The sequence below is a fragment of the Paenibacillus sp. 01T422 genome (assembly GCF_056398785.1).
Genome location: NZ_JBFTQB010001567.1, coordinates 1 through 551 on the forward strand (window position 1 = coordinate 1; position 551 = coordinate 551).

1 protein-coding gene is annotated in these 551 nt (G+C 43.9%); it reads right to left on the minus strand.

The genetic code is table 11. The features are described from left to right. Window positions 1-287: 287 nt before the first annotated feature. On the minus strand, window positions 288-551 hold a 264-nt coding region (locus tag AC1DUA_RS40205; protein WP_477504961.1), incomplete at its 5' end, for an AIM24 family protein.

Consider the following 551-nt stretch of genomic DNA (forward strand, 5'->3'; position numbering starts at 1 on the left):
AAAAAGATAAATGGATTTTTTTGGAAAATGGTGCCTACGCTTAGGTGGAGCTACTTTTAATTTATGTCAGTTTGAAACTTTGTGAATTTTTGCACGAACATCTGCTAAGTTGATAATGTGTAAGGTTTGATGCAACGCTAGTGTAGAAAATCCAGTTAATTGGGTAAAAGTGGATTTATTGTGGGAAATTGCAGCAGTAATCGGCGTTAATTAAAAGTAATCCACCCTCTCAGTTGCCTGACAACATTAACAATGAAGTCCGTTAAATTTACATGGAAGCCCGCGCGCTACCTAGCGCCAGGCATGAATTGCTTCAACCATCCGCCAAAACTTTGCGGATTTCTCGTTTGAATAAGCACGACACCTTCGCCGCGGAATCGGCATACGACACCTTCACCGCTTGTGAAGCTGGAGAGCCATCCTTTGGCAGCTTTCTCAATCGTATACTGCGTGTAATCCGGCCATGCGACCAGATGCCCGTTATCAATGACAACCTCTTGCCCAGGTGCAAGGTTAATGGCATGAATAGCCCCGTAAGAGGAGAGGAAAAC